A 26,921-nucleotide genomic window follows, 5' to 3' on the forward strand; every position below is an offset into this window, starting at 1 on the left:
GTTTTCAATCCTTTTATATTCTTCATAACTCATGATCGATCAAAGCTTTGTTTTAATAGTTGCGGCTGGCAAAGGTAGTCGTATGCAGTCAGATTTACCGAAACAATATCTATTGATGAACGGGAAACCAGTCTTGATGCATACGATAGAGAAGTTCTATACAAGTACAAAACAACCGCATATCATCATAGCGATTGATCCAGCAATGGAGTATTTTTGGAAATCTCTTTGTCAAGAATACAAGTTTACTATTCCTCATGATATTACTTATGGAGGAGAAACAAGATTTCAGACAGTCAAAAATGGAATTGCATTTATCAAAAAAAAGCAACTAAATTTACAGGAAATTGCTATCGCTGTGCATGACGCGGCGAGACCTTTAATAGCCGCCAATACAATTGATCTTGCTTTTGAACAAGTGGAGGTTTCTAAAGCGGTAATCGTTGCTCGTTCGTGTACTGATTCTGTTCGTATGACGACAGCAGATACCAACTATGCAATTGATCGTAATCATATTTGGCTTGTACAGACGCCTCAGATTTTTGAAGGAGGTTTATTAGAAACAGCTTATGAACAGGATGAAGAGGCGACTTTTACAGATGATGCTTCCGTTGTGGAAAGATTAGGTATACCTATTCATATTGTGATTGGTGATTATAAAAACATTAAGATAACTTATCCTGAGGATTTAGAAATTGCACAGATCTACTCAAAAGTATAGAAGTGTATAACTACACCCTGATCTCAAGTTGATCGTAAGCTAAAGTAATATTTGCAGGAAGTTCCTTTACAACATCTTTATGTAGCCCCATGCGATGACCAATATGTGTTAGATAAGTTTGTTCAGCTCCTATTTCTTGAGCAAAAGCTACAGCTTCATCCAAGGTCATATGCGAAACATGGCTTTCTTTTTGTAAAGCATTTATAACTAAAACTTTCAATCCCTGAAGTTTTTCTTTTGTTAAATGGGATACGGTCTTTGCATCTGTAATATAAGCAAAATCGTCTATTCTGAAACCTAAGACAGGCATTTGATAATGCATCACTTCCAAAGGAAGAATTTCCTTTCCAAACAAATGAAATGGTTTTAATGCTTCAATTTCCACTAATTCTAAACGCGGTATCCCAGGGTATTTTACTCCAGAAAAAGCATAGTAAAATTCTCTTCTTAACGCATCATGAAGAACATCTGTACCATAAATATCTATGGAAGACTGTTGCTTAAAATTAAATGCTCTAACATCATCAAGACCTGCGATATGATCTTTATGTGAATGTGTCATTAATACCGCATCCATGTGCATCACATGCTCGCGTAGCATTTGATATCTAAAATCTGGCCCCGTATCTACGACAATGTTTCTATCGTCATAACTAATCAAAATAGAGGAACGAAGACGTTTATCAAAATGACTATTTGATAAACAAACAGCACATTGACAAGCGATAACAGGTACACCCTGCGAAGTTCCAGTTCCTAAAAATTTGACTATCAACGTTTTGATTTTAGTTTAGTAATTTGTGTATAAATAGTAAGATGCTTCTCATTAACGCGTGATTGATCGATGTCGATTTCAGTTAAAATAGCCATCAAAGACTGGATTTTCATCTCTAAATTAGAAAACTTATTCACGACAACTACAAGTGAACTCTGTAACACACACGCTCCTGTCTTAAAAGTCCCTTTCTCGTACCTAACCCTATATCCCTGATCCTTAAAAAGTTCTTCGATCTTATCTAAACTTCCTTGTGTATATGCTACCAATTTTTCCCTTATTTATGCTTGTGCCTATATTCAAACTTAGATAAATTTGCTCAGATTTGCAATACAATTACCTCTATTTGAACAGGAATTGTACAGGTTGCAATGCACTTTTATCATTGTTGATAACCTGTAAAATTCTGATTTTTCTGATAAACCTGGCTGGAAATAAATAGCAATCAGTCCCTAAATAATTGTATATGAAAAGCTTTATACATTAAATTTTAAAGATTATTTCGCCAATCGAATTATTTCTTCACCAAAGATATCCCAGCTATATTTTTTCTTTTCCTCTTTCATATTTTCACGAAAGACACTTCCTTTATTTTGATCATAAAAAGATGCTATTCCTTTTACAATTTCCGCTACATTAGGTTCGACAACGGTACCAACGAGTCCATCGTGCACCAATTCTGGCAGTCCGCCTACTCGAGTAACGATCATAGGAAGATCAAAGTGATAGGCTACTTGGGTAATACCGCTTTGTGTCGCAGTTCTATAGGGTAATACGACAACATCGGCTGCACAGAAATATTTGCCAACTTCATCATTCGGAATAAAGGAAGTATGGAGATAAACACGGTCTTGCAAACCGTACTTTTGAATTAGTGACTGGTACAGATCCTCATCTCCATAAAACTCTCCAGCTAGCAATAATTTTACATTTAATTCCTGAAGTTCTACTTTTCCTAACGCTTCCAAAAGCATATCCAATCCTTTATACTGGCGTATAAAACCAAAAAACAAGACAACTTTGTCTTCCACTGGTATCTTCAGCGCTGCTCTTGCTTGTTCTAGACTAATGCTAGGACCATAGTTATCGTATAAAGGATGTGGTGTATAAGTTGCAGGTATCTTAGAATTGATCTCTTTTAAATCATCCAAAACACTTCTACTCATCGTAACACAACCATCAACAGCATTTAAGAAGTATTTCGCTAATATTTGATCTCCAATCCGATGTTCATGTGGAATGATATTATCAGCAATACATACTACTTTTGTGTGTTTGTTTTGACGTACAATTCTCTGAATCGTTCCAAGGCAGGGCCCAAAGAAAGGCATCCAGAAGCGCACGATTAAGAGATCATAATTTGCTTTCTTTAGTTCCAGTCCTATTTTAATCCAGTTAAAAGGATTGACAGAATTCACCTTTGAAAAAATTCGTAATCCATTTGGTGCGGACTCATCTGAAAATTGCGATTTACCAGGAAATAAAAAATTGGGGTACTGGAGTGAAAAAGAATAAATATCCACCTCATGTCCCATTTGCTGATAATGCTCGGCCAATCGTTCATTAAATGAAGCTATCCCCCCTCCTCTTAATGGATATGCAGATCCTAAGATAACAATGCGCATTTCTATTAATTATATTACTTTCTCGATCTGATAATTATTACGATCTGTACTGTTTCTCGAAACCAATTCTGCCAAAAAACCGGTTAGAAACAATTGTGAACCAATGATAATCGCTGTCAGTGATAAAAAAAACATCGGCTGATCTGTGACATCTCTAAATGGTGTCCCAGCGGCGATACTCATCAATTTGTGACAGATCAAGTATAAAGTAATAATAAGACCTACTAAAAAACTCACTACACCCATTACACCAAAGAAGTGCATAGGACGTTTAGCAAATTTTCCAACAAAAAATATGGATAATAAATCAAGAAAACCCTTTACAAAACGACCTGCACCAAATTTGGTTGTACCGTATTTTCTTGGATAATGCTGTACAACCTGTTCTTGAATATTGGTAAAACCTGCCCATTTCGCTATAACAGGAATGTAACGATGCATTTCTCCATACACTTCAATGTTTTTAACAACATCTTTACGATATGCTTTCAATCCACAATTAAAATCATGCAAATTATTAATTCCCGACATACCTCTTGTCACAGCATTGAACAGTTTAGTAGGTAATGTCTTTGTAAGTGGATCATAGCGTTTCTGTTTCCATCCAGAAACTAGATCTGCCCCTTTATTCATTATACGATCATACAATTCCGGAATTTCGTCAGGACTATCCTGTAAATCGGCATCCATTGTAATTACCACATCACCTTGAGCTGCTGCAAAGCCAACATTTAAAGCAGCAGATTTACCGTAATTACGTCTAAATTTTATTGCTGAAATATTGTTATTGCTCTTTTTTAATTCTTCAATTATAGCCCATGATTTATCCTTGCTTCCGTCATCAACTAAAATAATTTCATAAGAAAACTGGTGTTTAGCCATCACACGGTCTATCCATGAGGTTAGCTCTGGTAAAGATTCTTCTTCATTAAGAAGGGGAACAACAACTGAAATATCCATATGTACGTTGATCATTGTCAATATATTTGCTTTATAAACAAGTTAAGGTATTGTCATTCTGACAACACCTTAACGTAATGATTTTTTAAAATTTATCCTTTTTAAACAGCAGGATTACTGCTAGCTTTTTGACCATTTTTTGTCAAAGCAGCTAACATTAGGGCAAACAAAAAATAAGGAAGTAAGGTGATAATAAAACCTTTTGCACGAGCGCCCAAAGTCATGTTTGCAACCGATTCATTATCTTTCTCCATTTGTTCAATGCTTACATCTATTGTTTTTTGCTTTTCTTCTTCACTGGCAAAACCTGTACTTCTTTCCATACTTTCAATCCGAGCATTCATCATTACATGAAAATTTTCTTCCTGAAGAGTTGGTTCTACATATTTTAAATAGGTAAAGGTACTTACTGAAGCGACTAAATGATTAATTACAAGCATGATGTAAATACATTTCAACGCCTTACTAAAGTCCCAGATACCTCCCATTTTTTTTCGTAACGCAAAGGTTATTAAAACCGTCACACCTAAAAATAAAATAAAATTAAAAAATGGATTGCTGTACTGCAATAAGGCTGATCCTTCTAATGGCTTTACTACATAAATGGAACATAATCCTAAGAAAAATGAAATCACCCCCAAGCCAACACCATATAGGATACTTATAATCTTACTATTTTTGTCAACACCAACTTCCATTAGCCCTTGTAAAAGTTAGTAATAATTTGATAAAGAGCTGCATCGAAAGCTTTGTTTTCGCTGTGAGATTCATACTCTTCAAACTGCGCATCTTTAGGGTTAATCTCACTGAAGAAACTTATGATTGCATAAAATAGCTCATAAACCTCACTTGATGGATTGATTGTTTTTGCAGTTTTTGCAATTTCTGCATATGTACTTTCTACTAAAATTTGATTAGCAATGATATCTTCATAAATCTCATGCTCATCTTGAAACTCATCTTCATCAACCAATAAAAACTCCTTCAAGTAATCATCTAAATCAGGATCAATCTCATCATCTTTACATTCACGTAAGTATAAAAATATATTCAATAGTTCTGTACCGCGATCTATTGTTTCATCTTCGATTTTCTCCCATTCTTCAGACTCCAAATAATCTTCTTCTAATTTTTGAATATCAATAGAAAAAAAGTTCATCAATAACAGATCGACATATACTTCTCTTAACTCATCAAATAGTGGATAGTCATCAAAAGCTTCATCCAATAAAGCCAATTTATCGATATATTTTCCATCGGTATCAAAAACATGCTCAACTTTTGTTAAAAATTCTGATTTTGTTTCGATGTTATCTACTCTACCGTAGGTATTAATCCCTGCAGCAACAGCCGCTTTAATATTCGCTTCCATTATTAAGCATTTTTTATGATTTGACCATTATTGATCACTAATTTAACTTTCCCTTTTAACTCTTTTCCGAACAAAGGACTATTTCTAGATTTGGATCTGTTTGATTCTTGATCAAAAATCCAATTTTCATTCATACTGAATAGCACCAAATTGGCCACTTCACCCTCTTTTATTTCAGGCAAAGTTAATCCAACTACCCGTCGTGAATTTACAGCTAATTTTTCAACTATCTGTTGTTCGTTTAATCCTGCTTTGATTAAAAGAGGTAAAACAGTCTGTAAACCAATTATACCATTTTTTGCGATATGAAATTCAACATTTTTAAATTCAATTTCATGCGGAGTATGTTGTGAAACAACAGCATCAATAACACCATCCTTCAATCCTTTTATTAACGCTTTTGCATCGGATTTGGTACGCAACGGGGGACTTACTTTATAATTACTATCAAAATCAACAATTTCATCATCAGTAAAAACCAATTGATGTGCGGCAACATCACAGGTAACCTGAATTCCTTTTGCTTTTGCCTTTTTTATTAAATCTACCGCTTCGGCTGTACTTATCGTAGTAAAGTGAATAGGTGACTCGGCATATTCAGCTAGATAAAGGTCACGAGAAACCATCAATGACTCTGCAAGATTAGGAATACCTTTCATACCTAAATAAGTACTCATCACCCCTTCGTTCATTTTATTACCTCCCGCCATTGAAGCATCTTCTGGATGAGCAATGATTAAGCCTCCAAATCCGCGCGCATATAATAATGCACGGCTCATTAAACCAGCATGCTGCATACTTTTATTACCATCACTAAAAGCAATGGCACCAGTCTGTTTCATATCATACAACTCAGCCATTTCATGGCCTTCGCGATTTTTACTCACTGCACCGATCGGTAAAATATCTACCAAATTACCTTTTGCAATATTGACAATTAAAGCAACTTCAGCCCTACTTTGGATTGCCGGTTGCGTATTGGGCATCACAGCAACAGCAGTGTACCCTCCAGCGGCGGCAGCTGCCGATCCAGAAGTACTATCTTCTTTGGTTTCCAAACCTGGCTCACCAAAATTAGCATTTAGGTCAAAGAAACCTATAGAAAGGATATTTCCTGAACCATCGAATATTTCTATATTTTTATCAGCGACTTCAATGGAATTTGCAATTTTGGAAATCTTTCCTTTTTCAATGAATACATCAACCACCTGTTGATCAAATTCATTTCCCGGCAAAACCACTTTGACAGAAGTAATTAATACGCTTTTCATATGCTTAAGAAGTTGAAATTTATTGGATTTGAATAGTAAGTACGCGCAGTTTTAAAGCACACTAATACTCTTTCCTTAGTAGAATTCAATAAAAATAGCGAGTTTTCTCTTTGAAAATTAGAGGAAGGATTATTTTTAATACGTGTAGCTTTAGACTGCTTCATTTCAAAAAACAAAGTTACAAAATACTATCGATTCTCCATTGAATTTTAGAAAATATTCACATAGCTATCGCTATTCTGTTCCCCACTGATAATGATTAAAATTAAAACCAGCTAGACTCAACACCCGATCCACGACTGTACCTGCCAATTCATCAAAAGTTTTTGGCAAACTGTAAAACGACGGTGATGCCGGGCAGATAATACCACCTGCATCAGTAACAACTTTCATATTTTGAATATGAATATGACTTAAAGGTGTTTCTCTAGTTACTAAAATTAATTTTCTACGTTCTTTCAATATGACATCAGCTGCCCTTGTTGTTAAATCAGAAGAGATACCATGCGCGATACGTGCTAAAGTCCCCATTGAACAAGGACAGATAATCATCGTGTCAAATCGTGCAGATCCCGAAGCAAATGGCGCAAAAAAATCATTTTTACTGTAAAACTGGAAAGGGAATTGTTCATAATCTTTATTTTGCAACTCCTCCTGCCACACAACTTTGGCATTGTCAGACATTACTACTCCCACTTCACTGATCTGATCTTTTAATTCCATCAGTCGATTTAGCAGAACCTTAGCATAGATGGAACCACTTGCTCCTGTTATTGCTACTACAATTTTTCTAGACATAATTTCCTTTTAATAAACAAAGCTATAAAAAAGGGTCGAATAAGGAATATTCGACCCTACATCTACCTATGAAAAACAAACCCTTGGGATGGGCGTATACAAATATACCATAAGTGTGAATATTTTAAAGGATTTTTTAAAAAAAAGAATAATTGTTACAACTATATTCCTAAAAATAGTTAAAAACACCTTATTTATTACCTAAAAGCCTGATAAATTAAAACTTAACAAGGTTATCTACATGCACAACCAATGATTATTAATAAAAAATAATCTGTACATTTCTTTTATAAATTCAGATTTTCATCACATTTTTTTTCTATTTTAGTTACCGTTAAGATCGTATAATACTAGAAAATGAGTTTAAGTATATTAGAACAATACATCGAATCTGGAAATAGTAGAGATTTAGATTTGCTTTTAACAAGCAACCCAGCCTTAATCTTAGAAGAAACAAGTCACGGCATTTCGCCTTTATTACTAGCTTGCTATTTTCATAAACCTCAAATCATCCGCGTTCTTCTTCAGCACAATCAAGGCTTAAATATTCATGAAGCAGTGGCTGCCGGCTTGGATAATTATATTGAAGCGATGATTAAACAGTTACCTTCAGTGGTTAATGAGGTCTCCACACATGGTTATTCTGCCCTCGCTTTAGCGACCCATTTTAATAAAGAAGATGTTGTTCGTCTATTACTTGCACATAAAGCCAATCCTGATATCCCTACCCAAAATGAGGAACATCTCTACCCGCTTCACATTGCTCTTCTAAATAAAAACACGGCAATTACAAAGCTACTTATTGAAGCTGGAGCAAATGTTAACAACAGACAGCAAACAGGTCTTACCCCATTGCATTTAGCAGCACAACAAGGAAATATTGAAATTATCGTTTTACTCCTTGAACATGGAGCTATTATTGAATTAAAGAACTCCAATAACAAAACAGCATCAGATCTCGCTGCCTCAAAAGGCTACAGTGATATTGCAACAATACTTAAGGATATGTAAACTAACGCCGGAGCAATTCTAAGCCAATCCCACAACGTAAGCATTGTTTTGAATCGCAATACTTCCTTTTTATATGCAACAAACCTTGTGAATGTGCCGCATGCCACGCATTAACCCCTATATCTTCAAATTTTTGAATAATATTATTTCTTTCAGTTGGTAATTCTTCTAGCCATCGCATTGCCTTTTCTTTCAAATCTTCCAGCTTAAAGTAAGCCCCATAAGAAAATGTTAATGCAATAAATGCATTAATAATCAAGCTATTTTGACTCATTTCACTTAAACTATGATCACTAGTCGCTAAGGATTGCTTCGCAAAACTAAAATGAGTCTTCCAGTAATGAGTAACCCTTATATTATTAAGTAGCGATCTAAATTCACTTAAATTTTCAATCGCTAAGATTCCTTGTAGACGAACACTTTCATTTTGTAACAAACTGGCTAATTGAGCTATTCGAATAGTGGGAAAATTGTGAGGTCGCATCCGTGAAAAAAGCAGTGGAAAATGAGTTTCTTTTAAGGAATAGGCTTTTTTAAGATAAATATATTCCTTCTGTAATTGTAGAGGATATGCTTCGTCAAAAGTAGAATTTAAAAAACCCGCCTGACCAAAAATCATAGCTTCCAATTTACTGATATCTGTCCTATATTTCAGCAATAATAAATTTGACAATTGCTCGCCTAAAGCCTGAAAAGCGTCTGCATTTACTTTAAATCCGAAACTTCGAAACAGCCATATAAAAAATATTTTCTCCCAATCTCCATCAAATTTTTGTAGTAATTCAAGTATCAATCTTGACTTATCTTCCATTCTTTCTACTGCCATACGCTCTACCCAGCTCTCCACTTTAAAACTATCTAAATGAAGTATCTGACTTTCACATGGAATCCAACGTTGCCCATCCATTAAACGCTGATATTGCTTCAGTAATTCTTCAGAAACATAATCCGACAGTCTGAGTGTTGGCACAAGGGAGCCATCTTCATGAATCACTTCTTGATCATGATCCCACACAACATGTAAAATTACATTTGCATATTTTGCATCTTTTTGATGTCCATGTAGAAACCAATCAGATGATCTGACATGAATCTCCACATTACCTGTCCACAACTCACTTCCGATACGGATTTTTGAAAACAAGAAATCTGGTCCCGCATTGTCATTATGTTCACCTACATGTAAAACTTGGATGGATTCGCCATTAACGGTTTTTAATTGATCTGTGTGATACAGACGCAACCTCCATATGAATTGCAAAAGATCTTCAGGAATAGCCATAACCTAAAGATAATCAAATAATTTAAAGTTTATATATTTACGATAATTTCCAATTGATCATCCGAAATTTTCATAATTTCTTTCAATTCACCTTTTACCTGCGGGGCGTTTATCCCGCCATCCAAAGTACGTTTACTTTTAAAAACCCTAGCCTCATCCCACAAATTAGCTTCAATAAATAGGGATAATGTCTTTGCTCCACCCTCAATAATAATAGATTGCACATCCATTAAATACAATTGATACAAAATATTTTGAGGAAGATACCAATCATAATTTTCCAATTCGATATACTTATTATGACCAGACCATTCCGTCTTCACAGCATTAAAAATAATGGTTTCAGCTTCATCGTTAAAAATAGCAGCTTCAGCGGGAACAGAAAGTAATTTATCTATCAATATACGTTTCGGATTTTTTCCATTCCACTCGCGTACGGTCAAGCTAGGATTATCAACCAATGCAGTTTTAGCGCCCACTAAAATTGCATCTTCCTCAGCTCGCCATTTATGAACCAACTGCTTACTCGCCCCATTACTAATCCACACTTGCTCCCCTTCTTTTCCAAGATATCCGTCTGCACTTTCTGCCCATTTGAGAATAACATAAGGGCGATTTTTTTGAACACGTGTCAAAAATCTGCGATTTAACCACAAAGCCTCCTGTTCTAATAGTCCGATCTCAATAGCTATTCCTGCATTTTTTAAAATCTCTGCACCCTTACCGTTCACTTTTGCGAATGGATCTAAACATGCTATATATACTTTTTTAGGCTTGTATCTCGCAATAAGATTTGCACATGGTGGTGTCTTACCATAATGTGCACAAGGTTCAAGACTAACATAAAAAATTGACTGTCTTAATTTAGCTGCGGCATCATCCCCAAAATGGTCCAATACTTGCTGAATAGCATTAACTTCGGCATGAGCTCCACCATAAGGTGATGTAAATCCTTCTCCAATAATTTGATCATCACAAACAATAACGGCACCCACCATTGGATTAGGACTTGTAGTACCTGCTCCCAAAGCGGCCAGTTCCAGGCATCTACGCATGTAGCTTTCTTGCATATTCATATACAAAAGTATCAAAACAATACTATAACTTAAAATACGAGCAATATTGTAAATTTAGACTATCCAATAGTTCTGAATACTAGAGGAGAGATTCATCTTGTTTAATAAGGTAAGTTCCAATAAAAATGACTTCAACAAATAAATTGTTTAATATCTGAGGCAATAATAATTGTAAATAAAACAAATTTATCTAAGTTTGACCAATGGAAAAATTACAAACCTACGACAGCTTATTCCAAAAAGATCTAGCTAAATTTTATGACGCAGAAGAAATCAAAAACATCTTCTATATAGTTATTGAAGATGTTTTAGGACTTTCCAAGATGCAGTACAGTGTGAACAAAGAACTGGCATTATCAGAAGAACAAAGCAGTCGGATTTCAAATATTTTAAAAGATCTGCTGAAACAGAAACCTATACAACACATCTTAAAAAAAGCTGATTTTTTTGGAGAAGTTTTTGAAGTCAATCCTTTTGTTCTAATTCCGCGGTCAGAGACAGAGGAATTAGTTGATCTGATCATCCGCAATCATCGGGATCAGCTACCGTTACGTATTATCGATATTGGAACCGGATCCGGTTGCATACCGATTTCACTTAAAAAGCATTTGCCGGAAGCCCATATTTCAGCATTGGATATTTCTAAAGAAGCTATTGCCACAGCCAGACGCAACGCACTCCGTTTAGATGCGCCAATAAATTTTGTGAATGCAGATATCCTAGAATGGGAATATATCTTTCAATCCCAGCAATATGATATTATCGTCAGTAATCCTCCCTATATTACACCAAAAGAAAAAGAGGAAATGCATCCAAATGTATTAGAATTCGAGCCGCATTTAGCTCTTTTTGTGGAAGAAACTGCTCCTTTATTATTTTATGAGACTATAGCTTCTTTTGCGCTGAAGCATTTAACAGCTGAAGGTGACTTATATTTTGAAATTAATCAGTATTATGGGGATGAAACAGTCGATATGTTACAAAAAAAGGGGTTTAAAACAGTGATATTACATCATGATATGCAACAAAATCCAAGGATGATACATGCTAAAAAATAAGGTGATAAAAATTTAATTATTTCATTACCAAATAGTAACAAAATAATTTAAGAATATTTAACTTAAAAGTTGGCACATATCGTCTTTTTTTCTACCTTTGCATCACTTTCAAAAACGAAATTTCTTCAAAAAAGAAAGGATTCCGTAGCTCAGCTGGTAGAGCAATACACTTTTAATGTATGGGTCCTGGGTTCGAATCCCAGCGGGATCACCAAAAGCTTCACAGAAATGTGAAGCTTTTTTGTTATTACTGGATTTCAATAGCACCATTCGGATAGATACCATGTACTGGATGTTAAAGATATTATACGATAATTGTAAAACTGCTCCAATTGCATTTCTACCATTGAGAATTTACAACAAATTACCAACAACTTTTCCCTAGATAAAACCCCACATTATACTGTATCTAAAATATTCAGTCCTGTATTGCCTCAGCTTTATGTTTTTCACCCCACTTTCCAAGTTCTTCAATAATAAGTTTCAATTCATTTCCGATTGAAGTTAATTCATATTCAACGCGCGGAGGGACTTCAGCGTATACCGTTCGTTTCACAATTTTATTTTCCTCCAACTTACGTAGTTGTAAGGTCAGCATACGCTCGGTAATGTTTGGTAAACATTTTTTCAATTCTCCAAATCGGTGTTTTCCGTTAATTAGATAGCAGCAGATCGCCAGCGACCACTGACCGCCAATTATGTTAGAAGCATAAACCTCCAAACATTCATTGGCTAAAGCCTGCTTATTTGCAAAGTTTGTTGAAGTTTCTTTTATTTTTGTCATTACTTACTTTTTTTATAGTATCCCACAATTAGCATCTAACCTACAAAATTTATGCTTCATCAATTACTTTTGTATGAGAATTTTAAAATTAAAAGACATTTGAAAACATTAGTAATTGTTATTCATCCCGATGCAGAAAATTCCATAATCAATAAAAGATGGATGGAGGAATTAAACAAGCATCCTGAGCAATATCACATCCATCAATTACATGCCATCTATCCAAATGAAAAGATTGATGTTGTAGCAGAACAGAAATTGATAGAGCAGTATGATAAAATTGTATTTCAATTTCCGTTTTATTGGTTTAATTGCCCTCCGTTATTAAAAAAATGGCTAGATGAGGTTTTTACTTATGGATGGGCATACGGAAGCAAGAGTGGCTACAAAGTCTCAGGAAAAAAGATTGCTCTAGCAATGTCGATCGACATAGATGAGGAAGAGTACGCTGCTAACGGAAAGTATAAATACACAATAAAGGAACTGACCCGAAATTTTGAATTAACTTTTGAATATATAAAAGCCGATTATCAACCATTCTTTGCTTATTATGGCCGAGAACAAGACAGTTCAGAGGAATGGATTGAAAAAAGTGTTACCCAATATATAGATTTCATGAATAATCTATAACATGCAGGTCAGACAAATAAATAGACACTGTCTTTCCATTGTTTATAATTATTGGATTCTTTCAAAAAGAACTTAAATTCGCTCGCTGCCGATTCCATAAAAGGAGCACATGTTACATTAGCTCCTTTTATGGAATCGATATGAAAATTCGAACGAAGCATCACCTTAATTACGTACTGATTTGTTAGGATATACTAAGCCGGAATATTAAAACAACTTATATAGATCATATCGTTGTAATTTCCAATTGGTTTGTCTATGATCAATTCGGCATCAGCATAACATAATATGGCATTCACATTTGAAATTCCTTTATCAACACATGCCTGATAGATTGCTACTTCTGTTTGATCATTCCATATAGGCAGTTCTTCTATAGCAGCTTGAATACTCATTTTTTTGCGACTAAAGTAAACAGTGATCCAATCTACATCATAATCATACTGTTTGTCAATTGCTTTGCTAAACTGTGAACGGAGATTAAAGTCAGGTGCATTTCTCGCATAGGTTTCATCCGTTTTAAATCGATTATAATCCTTAATAAATTTGCTTTGGTCAAAATATTTATAAAATTGTTCTTCCGTTTTATTTGATGTCCCTGTCCAAATATGGATACGTTGTTCTGCCATTTTATTTCTTATACTTTTAGTAGACTGTAAAGATAGCCTAAATTCCCGAACCTTTATTTGTTCATTTACCCTCCCTACCATGGCTCAAGATATCCTTTTTAACGCAGGTAAGTTTTTTTATATTTGCAGTTCAACTAGTGATTCATAACATGTCGACAAAGCAAACAAAAATTGAAAATTTCGATCCATCACAACCTGGCTTACCAGATTCCAGCATATACGGGCTTCCCTTTACAGCTGAAGAAAGTGATATTATTGTTGTACCCGCACCTTGGGAAGTAACTGTAAGTTATGGAAGCGGTGCCAGTAATGGTCCTGATGCTATTTTAAATGCCTCATTTCAGGTTGATTTACTGCACCAGGAATTTCCGGATTTATGGAAATTAGGAATTTTCATGGATGAAACTCCTGCGCACTGGTCGGAAAACAGTGAAAAATATAAAAGTTTAGCGCAACCTATTATAGAAGCGCTAGAAAATGGTGAAGATATTGAAAATGACGCTACACTAAGAGGGTATTTAGAAGAAATAAACAAAGCTTCCAAACAGTTCAATGACGAAGTAAAAGAACGCTCATTGTATTGGATGAATAAAGGTAAGAAAGTAATTCTTTTAGGCGGAGACCATTCTACACCTTTGGGATATTATGAAGCTTTAGCTGAAAACCATGATTCATTTGGAATTTTACATTTCGATGCACACATGGATTTACGTAATGCTTATGAAGGTTTTACCTACTCTCACGCATCAATTATGTTCAACGCGATCAAACTTGCACAATTGGAAAAAATCGTTCAGGTTGGTATTCGCGATTTTAGTGAAGGAGAATTGGAAGCAGTCCAAACTTCAAATAAAGTAAAAGTATTTACTGACACAGATCTAAAAGCAAATAGCTTTGAAGGAAAAATCTGGAAAGATCAATGTGATGAAATTCTAGCACAATTACCGGAAAATGTAGCGGTCAGTTTTGATATTGATGCTTTACAGCGTTGGTACTGTCCAAACACCGGAACTCCGGTACCTGGGGGACTGTCTTATGAACAAGCAACTTACTTGTTAAGTCGATTGGCTAATAGCGATAAAAACATTATTGGTATTGATTTAGTTGAAGTTGCTCCCGGAGAAGACGACTGGGATGGTAACGTAGGTGCTAGACTTCTATTTCATTTATGTGGCGTATTTGCAAAAAATAACAAACTTGCTGTAGGATCGAAAATCAATTTTTAATGCAAACTGCATGTACTAACGATATTTAAATAGATCATATCTACTTAAATAATGTTCAAATATAATTAGAGCAGTAGACATTTTATATAATTGCATTTACCAGAAAACACAAAAGCCAATCTTTCGATTGGCTTTTGTTGTTATTAAATAGTGATAGGTCAGTATTTGTATACGTCATATCTCAGAAAATAATTAACTTGTAAATAAATAGAATATTAAAATCAAGGTATGGACAACGCCAAGACTATAGCAACACAAATAATTGAGTTTAATAAACAATTACATTACTCAGGAAATCTTCCAGATGACTTTCGGGTATTAAATCCTTACTTTGAAAACCCGGAGACCTTAATCGTTATGGAAAAGTTTTACAACAAGTATTACGACGACACTGCTCCTAGAAAATTCATTATAGGAATCAATCCTAGCCGTCACGGTGCAGGGGTCACAGGCGTACCATTTACAGACACCAAAAGGTTAGAACACATCTGTGGTATCCCCATGAAATCTGCACATACCCATGAAATATCTTCCGTTTTTCTTTATGACATGATTAAGGAATTTGGTGGTACACAAACTTTTTATCGACAATTTTACATCAATTCACCGTTCCCATTAGCCATTGTCCGCAGAACAAAGGAAAACAAATGGATCAATGCAAACTATTATGATGATAGAAACTTGTTTGCAATGGTTAAGCCATTTATGATCGAATCTCTAAAAAAACACATAAGCTTAGGCCTCGAAACAACTAACGTATTTGTATTGGGAAAAAAGAATGCAACATTTATTGAAAAAATAAATAAAGAGGAACATTTGTTCGCGAATTTAACGATTCTAGATCACCCACGCTACATCCAACAATATAAATCACGAGAAAAAGAGCATTATATAAATAAATATATCGGTGTACTAGGGACTTAGAAGTAAAGTATAAATTTTATTTGGAGTATAGTACTAGAAACTCTATCTTTGCATCACTTTCAAAAAGGGATACACTTCCAATTAAGAAAGGATTCCGTAGCTCAGCTGGTAGAGCAATACACTTTTAATGTATGGGTCCTGGGTTCGAATCCCAGCGGGATCACAAAAAAGCTTCACAAATGTGAGGCTTTTTTTGTTTTTCCTGGATCCGAATAGAAGCGTTGGGATGGTTCATTGCGTACATGCGCTAGATGATTATCCGATGTATTAATCCGAGCGGGATCAAGACACCGATCATATCAATACGATATTCTAAAAAAGCACTCAAAATCGCATGTTCCTATAATATCTACCAGCGTTCCTATAATAGTAAATATTTCATTGTCCCAAACCTCTACTTTCGTAGAAAATTTGAAATATGTTAAAACCACTATCTTTTCTATTATTTTTAGTATCAATCACCCATATAGGTATTGCTCAAAAGCGATACAACATATCAGGAACTATAACAGATATATCAACCGGTGAAACACTAATTGGTGCTTCGGTTAAACTTCAGGAATTACCACAGTCCGGCAGTTTAAGTAATTCATATGGTTTTTACTCAATTGGTGCGACGGAAGGACGTTATGTACTGATAAGTTCTTACATTGGCTATAAGACCTACACAGATACCATCACCGTTGATAAAAATTTTGTTATAAATATCGCATTGCAATCACAAGCAATGCTTGAAGAGGTAGTCATATCTACAAGCAGAAAAAACAACAAAAATATTTCTTCTCCGCAAATGGGTATTGAAAAGCTCAATATGAAGCAAATTAATCAACTACCTGTCGTTCTAGGTGAACAAGATGTGTTAAAAAGCATCACACTCATGCCGGGAATAAAAAGTTCCGGAGAAGGAAATACTGGTTTTTATGTACGGGGTGGAGGTTCGGATCAAAATTTAATTCTATTAGATGAAGCTACTGTTTACAACGCTTCTCATCTATTAGGTTTCTTTTCAACATTCAATTCAGATGCGATCAAAGATGTGAGTATCTACAAAGGTGGTATGCCTGCTGAATATGGCGGAAGATTATCGTCTGTCTTAGACATAAAAATGAATGAAGGGAATAATAAAAAAATAACTGTTCAAGGCGGTATAGGGATGATTGCCTCCCGCATTAAAGTTGAAGGACCTATCGTGAAGGATAAAGGTTCGTTTATGATTTCTGCCCGTCGTACTTATGCGGACCTGTTCCTGAAAGCTTCATCAGATACCACAATAAATAAAAGTACTTTATTTTTTTATGACGTTAACGCAAAAGCAAACTACAGATTCAACGATAATAACGCAATTTACCTTTCAGGCTATTTTGGCAAGGATGTATTGGGTCTTCAGGACATTTTTGGCACTAATTGGGGAAATGCAACAGGTACAGTAAGATTTAATCACGTTTTCAATAGTAAATTATTTTCAAACACTTCATTCATCTACAGCAAATACAACTATGTCATTGAAGGACTCGATCGAGCTGATGGCTTTAAAGCGACTTCAAAAATTACCGACTTAAATTTTAAACAAGATTTCAATTATTATGCAAGTTACAATCATACGTTAAGATTTGGAATCCAGGCAACAAGACACGATATCTCGCCTGGAGATATTACTACCACAGCGAGTTCAAGTTTTAATGACAAGCATGTTGAACATCGGTATGGTTATGAAATGGCAGCGTACCTAAGCGATGAGTGGAAGGTTAACGACAAATTAAGCATGATATACGGTCTACGTCTAAGTTCAATGCTACTCGTCGGTCCTGGAACATTCAGCAAATATGATATGTTAGGCAATACGTTAATATCAGAAAAGTATAAGACAGGCGAAGTTGTTCAAAATTATTTAAATTTAGAACCTCGATTTAGCGTAAGCTATATGTTAGACGATCAGCAATCAATCAAGGCCTCATATAATAGAAATACACAAAACATTCACCTTTTAACAAACTCAACGAGCGCTAGTCCTACAGATTTATATGTCATGAGCAGCAAAAATATCAAACCAGAAATCGCAGATCAGATTTCTACTGGATATTTTAGAAATTTCAAAGACAATATATACGAATTATCAGTTGAGCTATATTATAAAAATTTACAAAATCAGATCGATTACAAAGATGCAGCACAATTACTAGTCAATCAGGATGTTGAATCACAACTCCTTTACGGTATTGGCAGGGCCTATGGTACTGAGTTATTCCTCAAGAAAAGATATGGAAAATTTAACGGATGGCTTGGCTATACCCTATCTAAAACGGAACGTAAATTTGAAGGGATAAATGACGGAAGATATTACCCAGCAACACACGACCGCACACACGATTTATCTCTAGTTGCTATTTACAAATACAACGAAAAATGGACATTTTCGAGCAATTTCGTTTATGGAACAGGTAAAGCTGTAACCTATCCTACTGGCAAATATAATATTGGAGGTAACACAACTTTCTCTTATTCACAAAGAAATGCTTATCGCCAGCCAGCCACTCATCGTTTAGATTTAGCGGCGACTTTCGAGGGAGCACCTGGTAAATATTTTCAGTCCAGCTGGACCTTTGGTATTTATAATGTGTACGCTAATAAAGATCCATATCGAATAGCGTTTAGAGATAGTAAAAAAATTCCTAATGCAACTGAAGCAGTTCAAACCAGCATATTTGGAGTACCGATTCCTTCCATTACCTGGAATTTTAAATTTTAATCTGAAAATCACAAAACATGAAAAAAACTATATTTTACATCCTATTGCTAGTGCTATTTATCTTAGCACAGTCATGCGAAAAAGTAATTGATATTCAAGTAAATGACGAAATAGGAAAGCTTGTTATTGAAGCAAGTATTAACAATACAAGTTCACAGCAAGAAATAAAGCTGAGTCGCAACGTATCTTTTTCCGCAGGCAATGATTACCCTTCAGTAAAAGGCGCTAGGGTTATTGTTTATGATAATGAAGAAAAAGAATATGTATTTCAAGAAACTATACCGGGAACTTATGTAGCAAAAGATTTTACTGGACAATCCGGAAGAAGCTATAGCATGGATATTCAAGTAAATGAGAGTAAATTTACTGCAAAATCTAAAATGCCTCAAGAGGTTCTGCTAGATTCTATTATAGCTGAAAAGCCAAAACTTGGAGACAAAGATACCCGCAATATAAAAGTATTTTACCGCGATCCTAAAGATGACGCTAACCAATATCGTTTTATTCTATTTGTTAACAATAAACAGATTAAAGATGTATATGCCCTAAATGACGATTTTAACAACGGTAATCCGGTTAGTATCACATTAAGACCAAGTGATGATGAGGAGATATATCCAGGAGATCAAATTCGTGTTGAAATGCTTTGCATTGATAAATCGATCTATAATTACTGGTATAGCCTCATGCAACAGTCTTCAGGAGGTGGCATTGCCCCCAGTAACCCACCAACTAATATAAGTCCAAGTGTATTTGGCTACTTCAGCGCCCAAACTATATCAAGCAAAAGTATAGTTGTTAATTAATGTCAACTCCATCATTACAAAGGAACCATATCGTTGAAAACATATGGTTCCTTTGCATTATTTCATTCTATTAATAACCTTTTATCCATCACCTATTAATTGTCTGCTTGTCAATACGCGTTAATAGGTTCTCTTTAAAACTAGCACCCAAAGGCATTTCGAACCCAGCAACAGTTACCCAATGATTATCCACACTTTCAATCTTTTTAAGATTTACTACAAATGATTTATTCACACGTACAAAATCCATACTTGGCAACTTATTTAAGATTGTTTTTATATTCATAGCAACCATTAATTTTTTGTCTTTACTATGTATCATAACATAATCTTTCATTGCCTCGATGTACTGGATCTCGTCTAGTGCAAGACGAAATAATTTTCGGTCAGACTTAACAAAAATATGATCGGTTGGTTGTAAAGCCTGTTTATCATAAGCTTTATTTTGAAAATAGCTGATAGCCTTATCTAAAGCTTTTTTTAACCGATCTTCAGCAATAGGTTTTAATAAATAATCTAAGGCATTCAGATCATAGCTTTCTAAAGCATAATTAGGATAGGCTGTTGTAAATATGACTTGAATTGACGGTGGAATTTGCTTTGCAAACTCCAATCCACTCTCCTCTGCTAAATGAATATCTAAAAAAATCAAATCAAGATCTTGCGTTTCCATAATCATGCGGGCATCGTCAGTATTACTATACATACCCATACAATCTAAGAAGTTATAATTTTTTAGTAATTGCACCAATCCCCTTCTTGCAAAAGGCTCATCCTCAATAACAATATACTTAATGCTTAACTGTTCTATATTCATTCGATCCATCTATTGGAATACTTAAAAATACTTTAAAAATATCTTCTCTATCATCTATTGCCAAATTATAACTATTCGGATATAAAATATCTAACCGCTTTCGAATATTACTCAATCCTAAACCTCCGTATTCTTTGACAGATACTTTCTTTTTTTTCGCATTTACACATGTAAAACAAATCTGCTCATTGGCTACAGTAAAATTAATTTTGACATGCAAATCTCCGTCCATAGCCTGATGCGCACCATGCTTCACAACATTTTCAATAAATGGAATAAATAGAAATGGTGGAATATTAATCGCCTCCATACCTGCATCCACGTCAAAATTCACACTAAATTTATCTCTTCGAATTTCCTCTAAAAAGATAATATTTTGAAGTACCTCAATTTCTTTTCCCAGTTCTATCGTATCCCCTTTTGATAAATAAAGCTGATTTCTAAGAATATCACTAAGCTTCAATAATACTTTTGATGCCAATTTAGGATTTTCATAAATGAGAAAATTGATATTATTAAGTGTGTTAAATAAATAATGGGGATTAATCTGACTTTTCAATTGTTCCAATTGACTTAGTAAGGTATTATTTTCAAATTCCTTAAATCGTATTAAATTGATAATCCATATTTTAAACAGCTTAACACTACTTACAGCCGCAATAAAAATTGTAAAAAGTATGATTAATATCACAAAATCTTTTCCATCTAATAAAGATTGATCTGGCTTCTTAATAAACCGCAATTCCTGACTCTCTAAGATCAACATACTTAAGAAAATGATGGTATAAAATGCGAACAAAGTACCTCCATAAGCTAAAAACTTACTTCTCAACATAAACACAGGTATCAAAACATAGTGATTAATATAAAATAAAGCCAAGAGAATAATAATTGAAATACATTTTACCAGTAGATTCCACACCTTCATTTTTTCATCAACTTCTGCAGGCGCATTATTTGGTAAAAAATGAATTCCTATGATTGCTGCTATTAACAAAACATGCCGTATCCAGCGGTATTTACTGTCAATTACGAAATCTATAAAATGGCTATTTTCATAACCGATAATTATTTGTCCATTTCTCATTTAAAAGATTTGCCGGTAAGCATTTAATTTATTGCAAAGGTACATTACTCCGAAAGTGATTTTGCGACCTTTTATCATTTATTTTTTTCAAAAGATACGTCTTCATTTAATTGCTATCTATTTGTAATCTTATATTCTATATGATTCTTCTTTGTATTGAAATTAGATTCAAATAATTCTTAACTTTGTACGTAATGAAAACCCCCTATTTGAATTCTAGGGTAAGTCATGTTTGTTTCGATAGAAAATCTACCTTTTTAATGTGTAAGTTGTTAATTTATATATTAAAACATTTGAACACAAACCAATTGATGCAAATGTTGTTACTAAGAAAAACAACATTCATTCGTTGCGCGACACTTTTACTAGGTTTTCTAACTTTTTACAACAAATAACATGGAAAATAAAAAAAACAAAATTACTGTATTATATGTTGACGACGAGGAAAACAATCTCGTTTCTTTCAAAGCAACTTTCCGTTTCAAGTATAAAGTACTTACTGCCATTAGTGGTTCTGAAGCTATCGAAATTGTAAAAAAGAATCACGTCGACATTATAGTTACAGATCAACGGATGCCAGGCATGACGGGTGTACAATTTTTAGAAGAAATCATCAAGATTAATCCAGAACCTATGCGCATTTTACTTACCGGTTATACCGATATGGCCGCAGTTATAGATGCTGTAAACAAAGGGAAAATTTTCCATTATCTAAATAAACCTTGGAGTGAGGAAGAATTAGACGAAACAATAAATCGGGCCTATGATATCTATTCTGAACGAAAAAATCTATTAGAAACATATTCGAAATTGGAAGTATCAAATGAACAATTAGAATTTTTACTTCGTCAAAAATTGCTTTCATAGGTTATACCAAAACCTAAATTCAATAAGTTTTTTTGCTTGGAACAACAATTTTAAAAGTTGTTCCAACTCCAACTTCAGATTCAATATCAACTGTACCCTGTAATTTAAGTAGCGCACTTTTCACGTTATAAAGACCAAATCCCATACCCTCAGCTTGGTCACTTGCTCTAAAAAACAATTTGAAAATATCATTGATATAGTCTGAAGAGATTCCTATCCCGCAATCACTTACTTTCAGCGTTGCATTTCCATCAGAAACTTCGACAGATAATTTAACAAATTTATTTTCACAATCCTTTCTTTGATATTTAAAAGAATTAGAAAGCAGATTATGTAAGATTAATTCCAAGACAGTCTTATCGCAAATAAATTCTTCTTTTTGATCAACACTGATTATAAATTCTACATCATTATTCCGAACAGACATATTATAGAATGCTTGAATATCATTAAAAAGTTCACTGAAATTAATTGTAGATAGCATTAATTCACCACGCCTCAATAAATAATAATCACGTAAGCTATCGATATATAAATCCAGTCTTGTCAACGAACCATCCATTAATCCTAATAACTCATGAATTTGATCGACCTGATCAAATTTCAACCCAAGTTTAACAGCTGATAGAACTCCAGTAAGTGGATCGCGAAGATCATGACTTACACTATAAGCAAATTTATCAAGCTCATGATAAGCTTTTTCTAGTTCCTCATTTTTTATATCGAGCATAGAATTGGCTGTATAAAACTTATCAGCCTCTTCGATACAGGAAATCATTTCCTCCTCTATCCATGGTTTACGGACAAAACGGAATATATTTCCTTTATTAACAGCATCAATTACAGTTTCCATATCTGCATAAGCAGTCAATAAGATACGGATAGGTCTTGGAAAATCCTTTTTTATACGATCAAAGAAATCAATTCCTAACTCATTTGGCATGCGTTGATCACAGAATATGATTCTGATTTTAGGATTTTTAATCAATATTTCTTGAGCTTCAACTGTTGAAGAAGCGGTATGTATAACATAGCTATATCTAAAATTGGCTTTAAAACCAAATAAGTTATTTAATTCATCATCAATATATAGTATTTCTATATCTTTTATCATAATCTAATCATATAGCAGTAAATGCCGCACCTACAAAAATAAGAATATCCCTTACTTTAAAGATAAGGTTCCATTTAAATAATTTGTCGAATCGGAATAATTAATTTAAAAACGGTCCCTTCTCCGACTATAGAATCAACCACAATCTTTCCATTATGCTTGGCTATAGTATTATAAGCAATTGACATACCTAAACCTGTGCCCTCACCAACATCTTTAGTGGTAAAGAATGGTTCAAAAATTTTCTCTCTAATTTCTGAAGGAATCCCAATGCCATTATCAGCAATACTAATATACATAAATGACTCATCTTCAGTTAATCCTGTTTTTAATTTTAAAATTCCACCCGGATTATTTTGAAATTTCTTATTGATCGCATAGATCGCATTAGTCAATATATTTAAAAAAACTTGATTAAGTTTTCCTGCATAACATTCTATCGCTGGTAATTCACCGTAATTTTTATCAACTTCAATCCCCTGCTGTATTAAACTGTTTAGAATAACCATCGTAGATTCCAAACCCTCATTAATATCAGCAAATTTAAGTGTGTCCTCATCGACACGTGAAAAGATTCGAAGACTTTTAACGATCTCAGCGGTTCGATTGGCTCCCTCACTCATTCCTTTCAATAAGAAATCTACTTCAGTTCTGAGGTATTCCAGATCAATTTCTTCTTTATAAGCTATAATACGAGATTGTTTTTCACTTAAGGTCAGTTCATCATCAAGGGCAACACTCTCCACTTCATCTAAAGTTTCCCAAATCATATTAATATCCCGTTTCAAAGGCGCAACACTTGAGGTGACGAAATTAATCGGATTATTGATTTCATGTGCTACACCAGCAGTCAATTGCCCTAAAGAAGCCATTTTCTCGGCCTCTACCAGTTGTGATTGCGTCTCTTTTAAATGTTTCAAAGTCGCTTGCAGCGACTCATTTGTCTCCATTAATTCGCTCGTTCTTTCTTCCACTTTTTGTTCTAAAACCACATTCTGCTCACGAATAAGACGTTCATTCTCCAATAAAGTAGCCAATTCTCTAGTCTGCGATTCCTCCTTCTCTTTACGATAAATATTAATTTTATCTCCCAATGCGAATGAAAGTAATATTGCTTCAATTACTGAACCAATCTGTACAGAACGTACTGTAAAAAAATTATACTTTAAGATATTATAATCTTTAAAAACATATACAACAACACTCACTAAAAACACACACCAGGCAAAAAGGAAGTATTTTGTTTGTTTATACTTCTGTCCAGATAATTTAAATGCTACAATCAAAACAATTATAGAACCACCGCCAGCTACTATATTTACCATTTTATATGCTGGAATTAAAATCCCGGCAGCTAAAAATCCAATAATAATAAAATAACTAATCAAAAAAATATTAAGGAGCTTATCAAGTTTTGGAGCATCCTTTGCTGTCTGCAAAAATGATTTTACAAAGAAAATCGCTGCAATACCTGACATTGCTCCCGAAAAAGTAAGCAAACGACTTGATAGCCAAACACTATGAATAGAAAAAAATGGTTCAAAAATCCCTAGTATTATACACTGTGCAATTGTAACCCAGAAAATATAATTGACATAAACATAGTAATGTGATTCTCGAGTCGAAAAGAATAAAAAGATATTATACAAGATCATAGCAAGCATCAACCCTATATAAATTGCCGAGAAAATATCCGTCTCTAATAAAGTTTCCATCACCCCCCTCTCTGTATGAATCGAGATTGGGGCCATCAATTGAGTATTACTCCTTAATTTAAAAAAACACGTTACTTTTTCACCCTTTTTTAGAGGAATTTCAAATAAGAAGAACTGATGTGGATAAGCACGATCTTTTACATCACCACCATATTTTAAACTTGTACTGTCTACAACACCATTTTTTAAAGTATAAAAAACGACCTCATCAATATTAGCATGAGACAAATTTACAACAAGCTTCTCCTTATCAGAAAGATTTATTATTTCAAATTGAATCCAATTATTAACATTTTCAATACCTAAGTTAAGTACTTCATCTTTACTTGCTTTAAATAAATTGGGCTGACGACGTACATCTTCAAAGGTGAGTTGCTTTGTTTGATCTTTTAGAACAGAGACACTCTTACCAATATATGAGTTTGATTGATCTTTAACAAAGCGAATACCCTCAAATGCATTGGTGCACAAAAATGAAATGAAAAGCAGTAAAGTCAATAATAGTTTTTTTTGATTCATAATATCCTATAAATCAATTGAAATCTGAACCGATATGACTGTCCATATCCAAATAATATCGTCCTGAAGATACTCGCTCACCCAACAATATTCTCCGACAGACATTTGTTGTCATAGCTCCCCCCAAGACAACTTCTGAAGCAAGTTGAGGCCAAGAAAGTAATGTTTTCTTGATTTGTGGAATGGATTTCTTCATTCTAATGGATAATTGATCCGCATTGACGATTTTCATTAGATATTGTAATCTTTCGCCTTCCGATAAGGTATTCAGTTCTACCATAGTTAAATCACCTATTAAGCCATGAAAAATTGGGCGGTCGGGTTCCTGATCAAATCGTTCGATATCTAACATCCCCCTGTCATTAGTATCCATTACCACCGGAATCTTTAAGGCGCGCGCATTAAATCTGCTTTCCAATTTAACTTCAAAACTATCACAAACCTCTACTAACAAATCGATCTTATCTGTTTCTCCTAAAAAAGAATTGTAATTTTTAGTATTTAATCCCTCTGGAAAAATTTCGACTTTTAAAAATGGATCTATTTCCGCTATTTCTCGTGCTGCAATAATTACTTTTGGTACAGCAAGATTAAAAACAGCTGTGCGTAATCTATTTAAATTACTTAAATCCAGTTCATCAAAATCTGCAAGTCTCAATGTCCCACAAGTACGCTCCATCGCCATTGTCAAAGCTATTGACTGTCCGACAGATAGTCCAACAACACCAACTATCTTTTGAGCTAAAATATCTCTTTCCTCTGTTGTAATTTTAAGCTGATTTCGATTCGTTCTTACCTCAATAAACTCCTTCTCATCCAATAAGTGAACAAGCGTTTTTCGCCATGGATAATATACCCAAACACCATATTCTTCCAAACTCTTTCCTTGTAGGAAATCTTGTATAAATGACTGATGCTTTAATTCTGATTCCCAATCAGCAGGGTAGCGACAACGTCCCAACTCATTAAGCTGTCTTTCAATCTCATTATATTCAAAAACAATATCACCTTTTCGCCTAAGCTCTTCTAATGATTTTCTATCATGAGTATTAGCCAATCTAAAATATAATGGGCTGTATGGCACATCCAACGTATCAATCATATTATA

General features: G+C 34.2%; 26 protein-coding genes and 2 tRNA genes. 11 read left to right on the forward strand and 17 right to left on the reverse strand.

All coding sequences use genetic code 11. The features are described 5' to 3' along the window. Positions 1-31: 31 nt before the first annotated feature. Entirely contained in the window at positions 32-721 is a 690-nt protein-coding gene (locus tag M2265_RS09535; protein WP_132771825.1) for a 2-C-methyl-D-erythritol 4-phosphate cytidylyltransferase, read from the forward strand. 10 nt (positions 722-731) lie between these two features. Here M2265_RS09535 and M2265_RS09540 read toward each other — a convergent pair whose 3' ends face one another. From M2265_RS09540 to M2265_RS09575, 8 genes are all read right to left on the reverse strand, one after another. Beyond that, positions 732-1,496, reverse strand: a complete 765-nt coding sequence (locus M2265_RS09540) for an MBL fold metallo-hydrolase (RefSeq protein ID WP_021188134.1) — start codon at positions 1,494-1,496, stop codon at positions 732-734. Then, positions 1,493-1,765, reverse strand: a complete 273-nt coding sequence (locus tag M2265_RS09545) for a hypothetical protein (protein ID WP_021188135.1) — start codon at positions 1,763-1,765, stop codon at positions 1,493-1,495. Before M2265_RS09545 ends, M2265_RS09540 begins: the two co-directional genes overlap by 4 nt. Positions 1,766-1,993: 228 nt before the next feature. Beyond that, on the reverse strand, positions 1,994-3,121 hold the full coding sequence (locus tag M2265_RS09550; RefSeq protein ID WP_132771826.1) for a glycosyltransferase: 1,128 nt from the start codon (positions 3,119-3,121) through the stop codon (positions 1,994-1,996). Between the two features lie 9 nt (positions 3,122-3,130). Then, positions 3,131-4,081 (reverse strand): glycosyltransferase family 2 protein, encoded by a 951-nt coding sequence (locus M2265_RS09555; RefSeq protein WP_021188136.1) that lies wholly within the window; start codon positions 4,079-4,081, stop codon positions 3,131-3,133. A gap of 101 nt (positions 4,082-4,182) precedes the next feature. Next, entirely contained in the window at positions 4,183-4,779 is a 597-nt protein-coding gene (locus M2265_RS09560) for a DUF4199 domain-containing protein (RefSeq protein WP_132771827.1), read from the reverse strand. Further along, positions 4,779-5,453 (reverse strand): hypothetical protein, encoded by a 675-nt coding sequence (locus M2265_RS09565; protein ID WP_021188139.1) that lies wholly within the window; start codon positions 5,451-5,453, stop codon positions 4,779-4,781. The genes M2265_RS09560 and M2265_RS09565 overlap by 1 nt, the downstream gene beginning before the upstream one ends. A 2-nt stretch (positions 5,454-5,455) precedes the next feature. Then, the gene (locus M2265_RS09570; protein WP_132771828.1) at positions 5,456-6,724 is read right to left on the reverse strand and encodes a dihydroorotase; all 1,269 of its coding nucleotides are present in this window, start codon (positions 6,722-6,724) and stop codon (positions 5,456-5,458) included. 234 nt (positions 6,725-6,958) lie between these two features. Further along, entirely contained in the window at positions 6,959-7,522 is a 564-nt protein-coding gene (locus M2265_RS09575; RefSeq protein WP_132771829.1) for a UbiX family flavin prenyltransferase, read from the reverse strand. 357 nt (positions 7,523-7,879) lie between these two features. On the opposite strand from M2265_RS09575, the gene M2265_RS09580 reads away from it, so the two are divergent. Further along, a complete protein-coding gene (locus M2265_RS09580; protein WP_021188140.1) occupies positions 7,880-8,533 on the forward strand; it encodes an ankyrin repeat domain-containing protein in 654 nt (217 codons plus the stop codon). A gap of 1 nt (position 8,534) precedes the next feature. On the opposite strand, the gene M2265_RS09585 is transcribed toward M2265_RS09580, so the two are convergent. Both M2265_RS09585 and ribD read right to left on the reverse strand, forming a co-directional pair. Further along, on the reverse strand, positions 8,535-9,815 hold the full coding sequence (locus M2265_RS09585) for a DUF2851 family protein (protein ID WP_132771830.1): 1,281 nt from the start codon (positions 9,813-9,815) through the stop codon (positions 8,535-8,537). 29 nt (positions 9,816-9,844) lie between these two features. Continuing rightward, positions 9,845-10,891 carry a bifunctional diaminohydroxyphosphoribosylaminopyrimidine deaminase/5-amino-6-(5-phosphoribosylamino)uracil reductase RibD gene (ribD, locus tag M2265_RS09590; RefSeq protein ID WP_132771831.1) on the reverse strand — a complete coding sequence of 349 codons (1,047 nt, stop codon included), beginning with the start codon at positions 10,889-10,891 and terminating at the stop codon, positions 9,845-9,847. A gap of 203 nt (positions 10,892-11,094) precedes the next feature. Here ribD and prmC point away from each other — a divergent pair, with 203 nt between their 5' ends. Next, positions 11,095-11,949, forward strand: coding sequence for a peptide chain release factor N(5)-glutamine methyltransferase (gene prmC / locus M2265_RS09595; RefSeq protein WP_132771832.1), 855 nt, complete (start codon positions 11,095-11,097; stop codon positions 11,947-11,949). A gap of 138 nt (positions 11,950-12,087) precedes the next feature. Continuing rightward, a tRNA-Lys gene (locus M2265_RS09600) sits at positions 12,088-12,163 on the forward strand. Between the two features lie 204 nt (positions 12,164-12,367). On the opposite strand, the gene M2265_RS09605 is transcribed toward M2265_RS09600, so the two are convergent. Further along, the gene (locus M2265_RS09605; protein WP_021191443.1) at positions 12,368-12,733 is read right to left on the reverse strand and encodes a winged helix-turn-helix transcriptional regulator; all 366 of its coding nucleotides are present in this window, start codon (positions 12,731-12,733) and stop codon (positions 12,368-12,370) included. A gap of 99 nt (positions 12,734-12,832) precedes the next feature. Between M2265_RS09605 and M2265_RS09610 the strand changes: the two genes are divergently transcribed. Beyond that, on the forward strand, positions 12,833-13,363 hold the full coding sequence (locus tag M2265_RS09610; RefSeq protein WP_132771833.1) for an NAD(P)H-dependent oxidoreductase: 531 nt from the start codon (positions 12,833-12,835) through the stop codon (positions 13,361-13,363). 194 nt (positions 13,364-13,557) lie between these two features. Here the strand turns inward: M2265_RS09610 and M2265_RS09615 are convergent, their stop codons facing one another. Then, positions 13,558-13,992, reverse strand: a complete 435-nt coding sequence (locus M2265_RS09615) for an immunity 22 family protein (RefSeq protein ID WP_165905953.1) — start codon at positions 13,990-13,992, stop codon at positions 13,558-13,560. 149 nt (positions 13,993-14,141) lie between these two features. Between M2265_RS09615 and M2265_RS09620 the strand changes: the two genes are divergently transcribed. From M2265_RS09620 to M2265_RS09640, 5 genes are all read left to right on the forward strand, one after another. Next, positions 14,142-15,218: an agmatinase family protein gene (locus M2265_RS09620; protein ID WP_021191446.1), complete on the forward strand. Its 1,077-nt coding sequence runs from the start codon at positions 14,142-14,144 to the stop codon at positions 15,216-15,218. 228 nt (positions 15,219-15,446) lie between these two features. Beyond that, positions 15,447-16,142: an SMUG2 DNA glycosylase family protein gene (locus tag M2265_RS09625; RefSeq protein ID WP_021191447.1), complete on the forward strand. Its 696-nt coding sequence runs from the start codon at positions 15,447-15,449 to the stop codon at positions 16,140-16,142. A gap of 90 nt (positions 16,143-16,232) precedes the next feature. Continuing rightward, positions 16,233-16,305 (forward strand) — tRNA-Lys (locus M2265_RS09630). 255 nt (positions 16,306-16,560) lie between these two features. Next, positions 16,561-18,888 (forward strand): TonB-dependent receptor, encoded by a 2,328-nt coding sequence (locus tag M2265_RS09635; RefSeq protein WP_132771835.1) that lies wholly within the window; start codon positions 16,561-16,563, stop codon positions 18,886-18,888. A 17-nt stretch (positions 18,889-18,905) separates the two neighbouring features. Next, positions 18,906-19,694, forward strand: coding sequence for a DUF4249 domain-containing protein (locus M2265_RS09640; RefSeq protein ID WP_132771836.1), 789 nt, complete (start codon positions 18,906-18,908; stop codon positions 19,692-19,694). Positions 19,695-19,782: 88 nt separating this feature from the next. Here the strand turns inward: M2265_RS09640 and M2265_RS09645 are convergent, their stop codons facing one another. Continuing rightward, a complete protein-coding gene (locus M2265_RS09645; protein ID WP_165905954.1) occupies positions 19,783-20,511 on the reverse strand; it encodes a LytR/AlgR family response regulator transcription factor in 729 nt (242 codons plus the stop codon). Beyond that, entirely contained in the window at positions 20,486-21,598 is a 1,113-nt protein-coding gene (locus M2265_RS09650; protein ID WP_132771838.1) for a sensor histidine kinase, read from the reverse strand. Before M2265_RS09650 ends, M2265_RS09645 begins: the two co-directional genes overlap by 26 nt. A 396-nt stretch (positions 21,599-21,994) precedes the next feature. On the opposite strand from M2265_RS09650, the gene M2265_RS09655 reads away from it, so the two are divergent. Further along, positions 21,995-22,465 (forward strand): response regulator, encoded by a 471-nt coding sequence (locus M2265_RS09655; RefSeq protein WP_021189665.1) that lies wholly within the window; start codon positions 21,995-21,997, stop codon positions 22,463-22,465. 19 nt (positions 22,466-22,484) lie between these two features. Here M2265_RS09655 and M2265_RS09660 read toward each other — a convergent pair whose 3' ends face one another. The 3 genes from M2265_RS09660 to M2265_RS09670 all read right to left on the reverse strand — a co-directional run bounded on the left by M2265_RS09660 (position 22,485) and on the right by M2265_RS09670 (position 26,915). Then, the gene (locus tag M2265_RS09660; protein ID WP_132771839.1) at positions 22,485-23,579 is read right to left on the reverse strand and encodes a sensor histidine kinase; all 1,095 of its coding nucleotides are present in this window, start codon (positions 23,577-23,579) and stop codon (positions 22,485-22,487) included. 74 nt (positions 23,580-23,653) lie between these two features. Further along, positions 23,654-25,813 (reverse strand): 7TM diverse intracellular signaling domain-containing protein, encoded by a 2,160-nt coding sequence (locus M2265_RS09665; RefSeq protein WP_165905955.1) that lies wholly within the window; start codon positions 25,811-25,813, stop codon positions 23,654-23,656. 13 nt (positions 25,814-25,826) lie between these two features. Beyond that, positions 25,827-26,915: a ThiF family adenylyltransferase gene (locus M2265_RS09670; RefSeq protein WP_021189663.1), complete on the reverse strand. Its 1,089-nt coding sequence runs from the start codon at positions 26,913-26,915 to the stop codon at positions 25,827-25,829. Positions 26,916-26,921: the final 6 nt, after the last annotated feature.

This window comes from Sphingobacterium kitahiroshimense (genome assembly GCF_025961315.1).
Taxonomy (GTDB): Bacteria; Bacteroidota; Bacteroidia; order Sphingobacteriales; family Sphingobacteriaceae; genus Sphingobacterium; species Sphingobacterium anhuiense.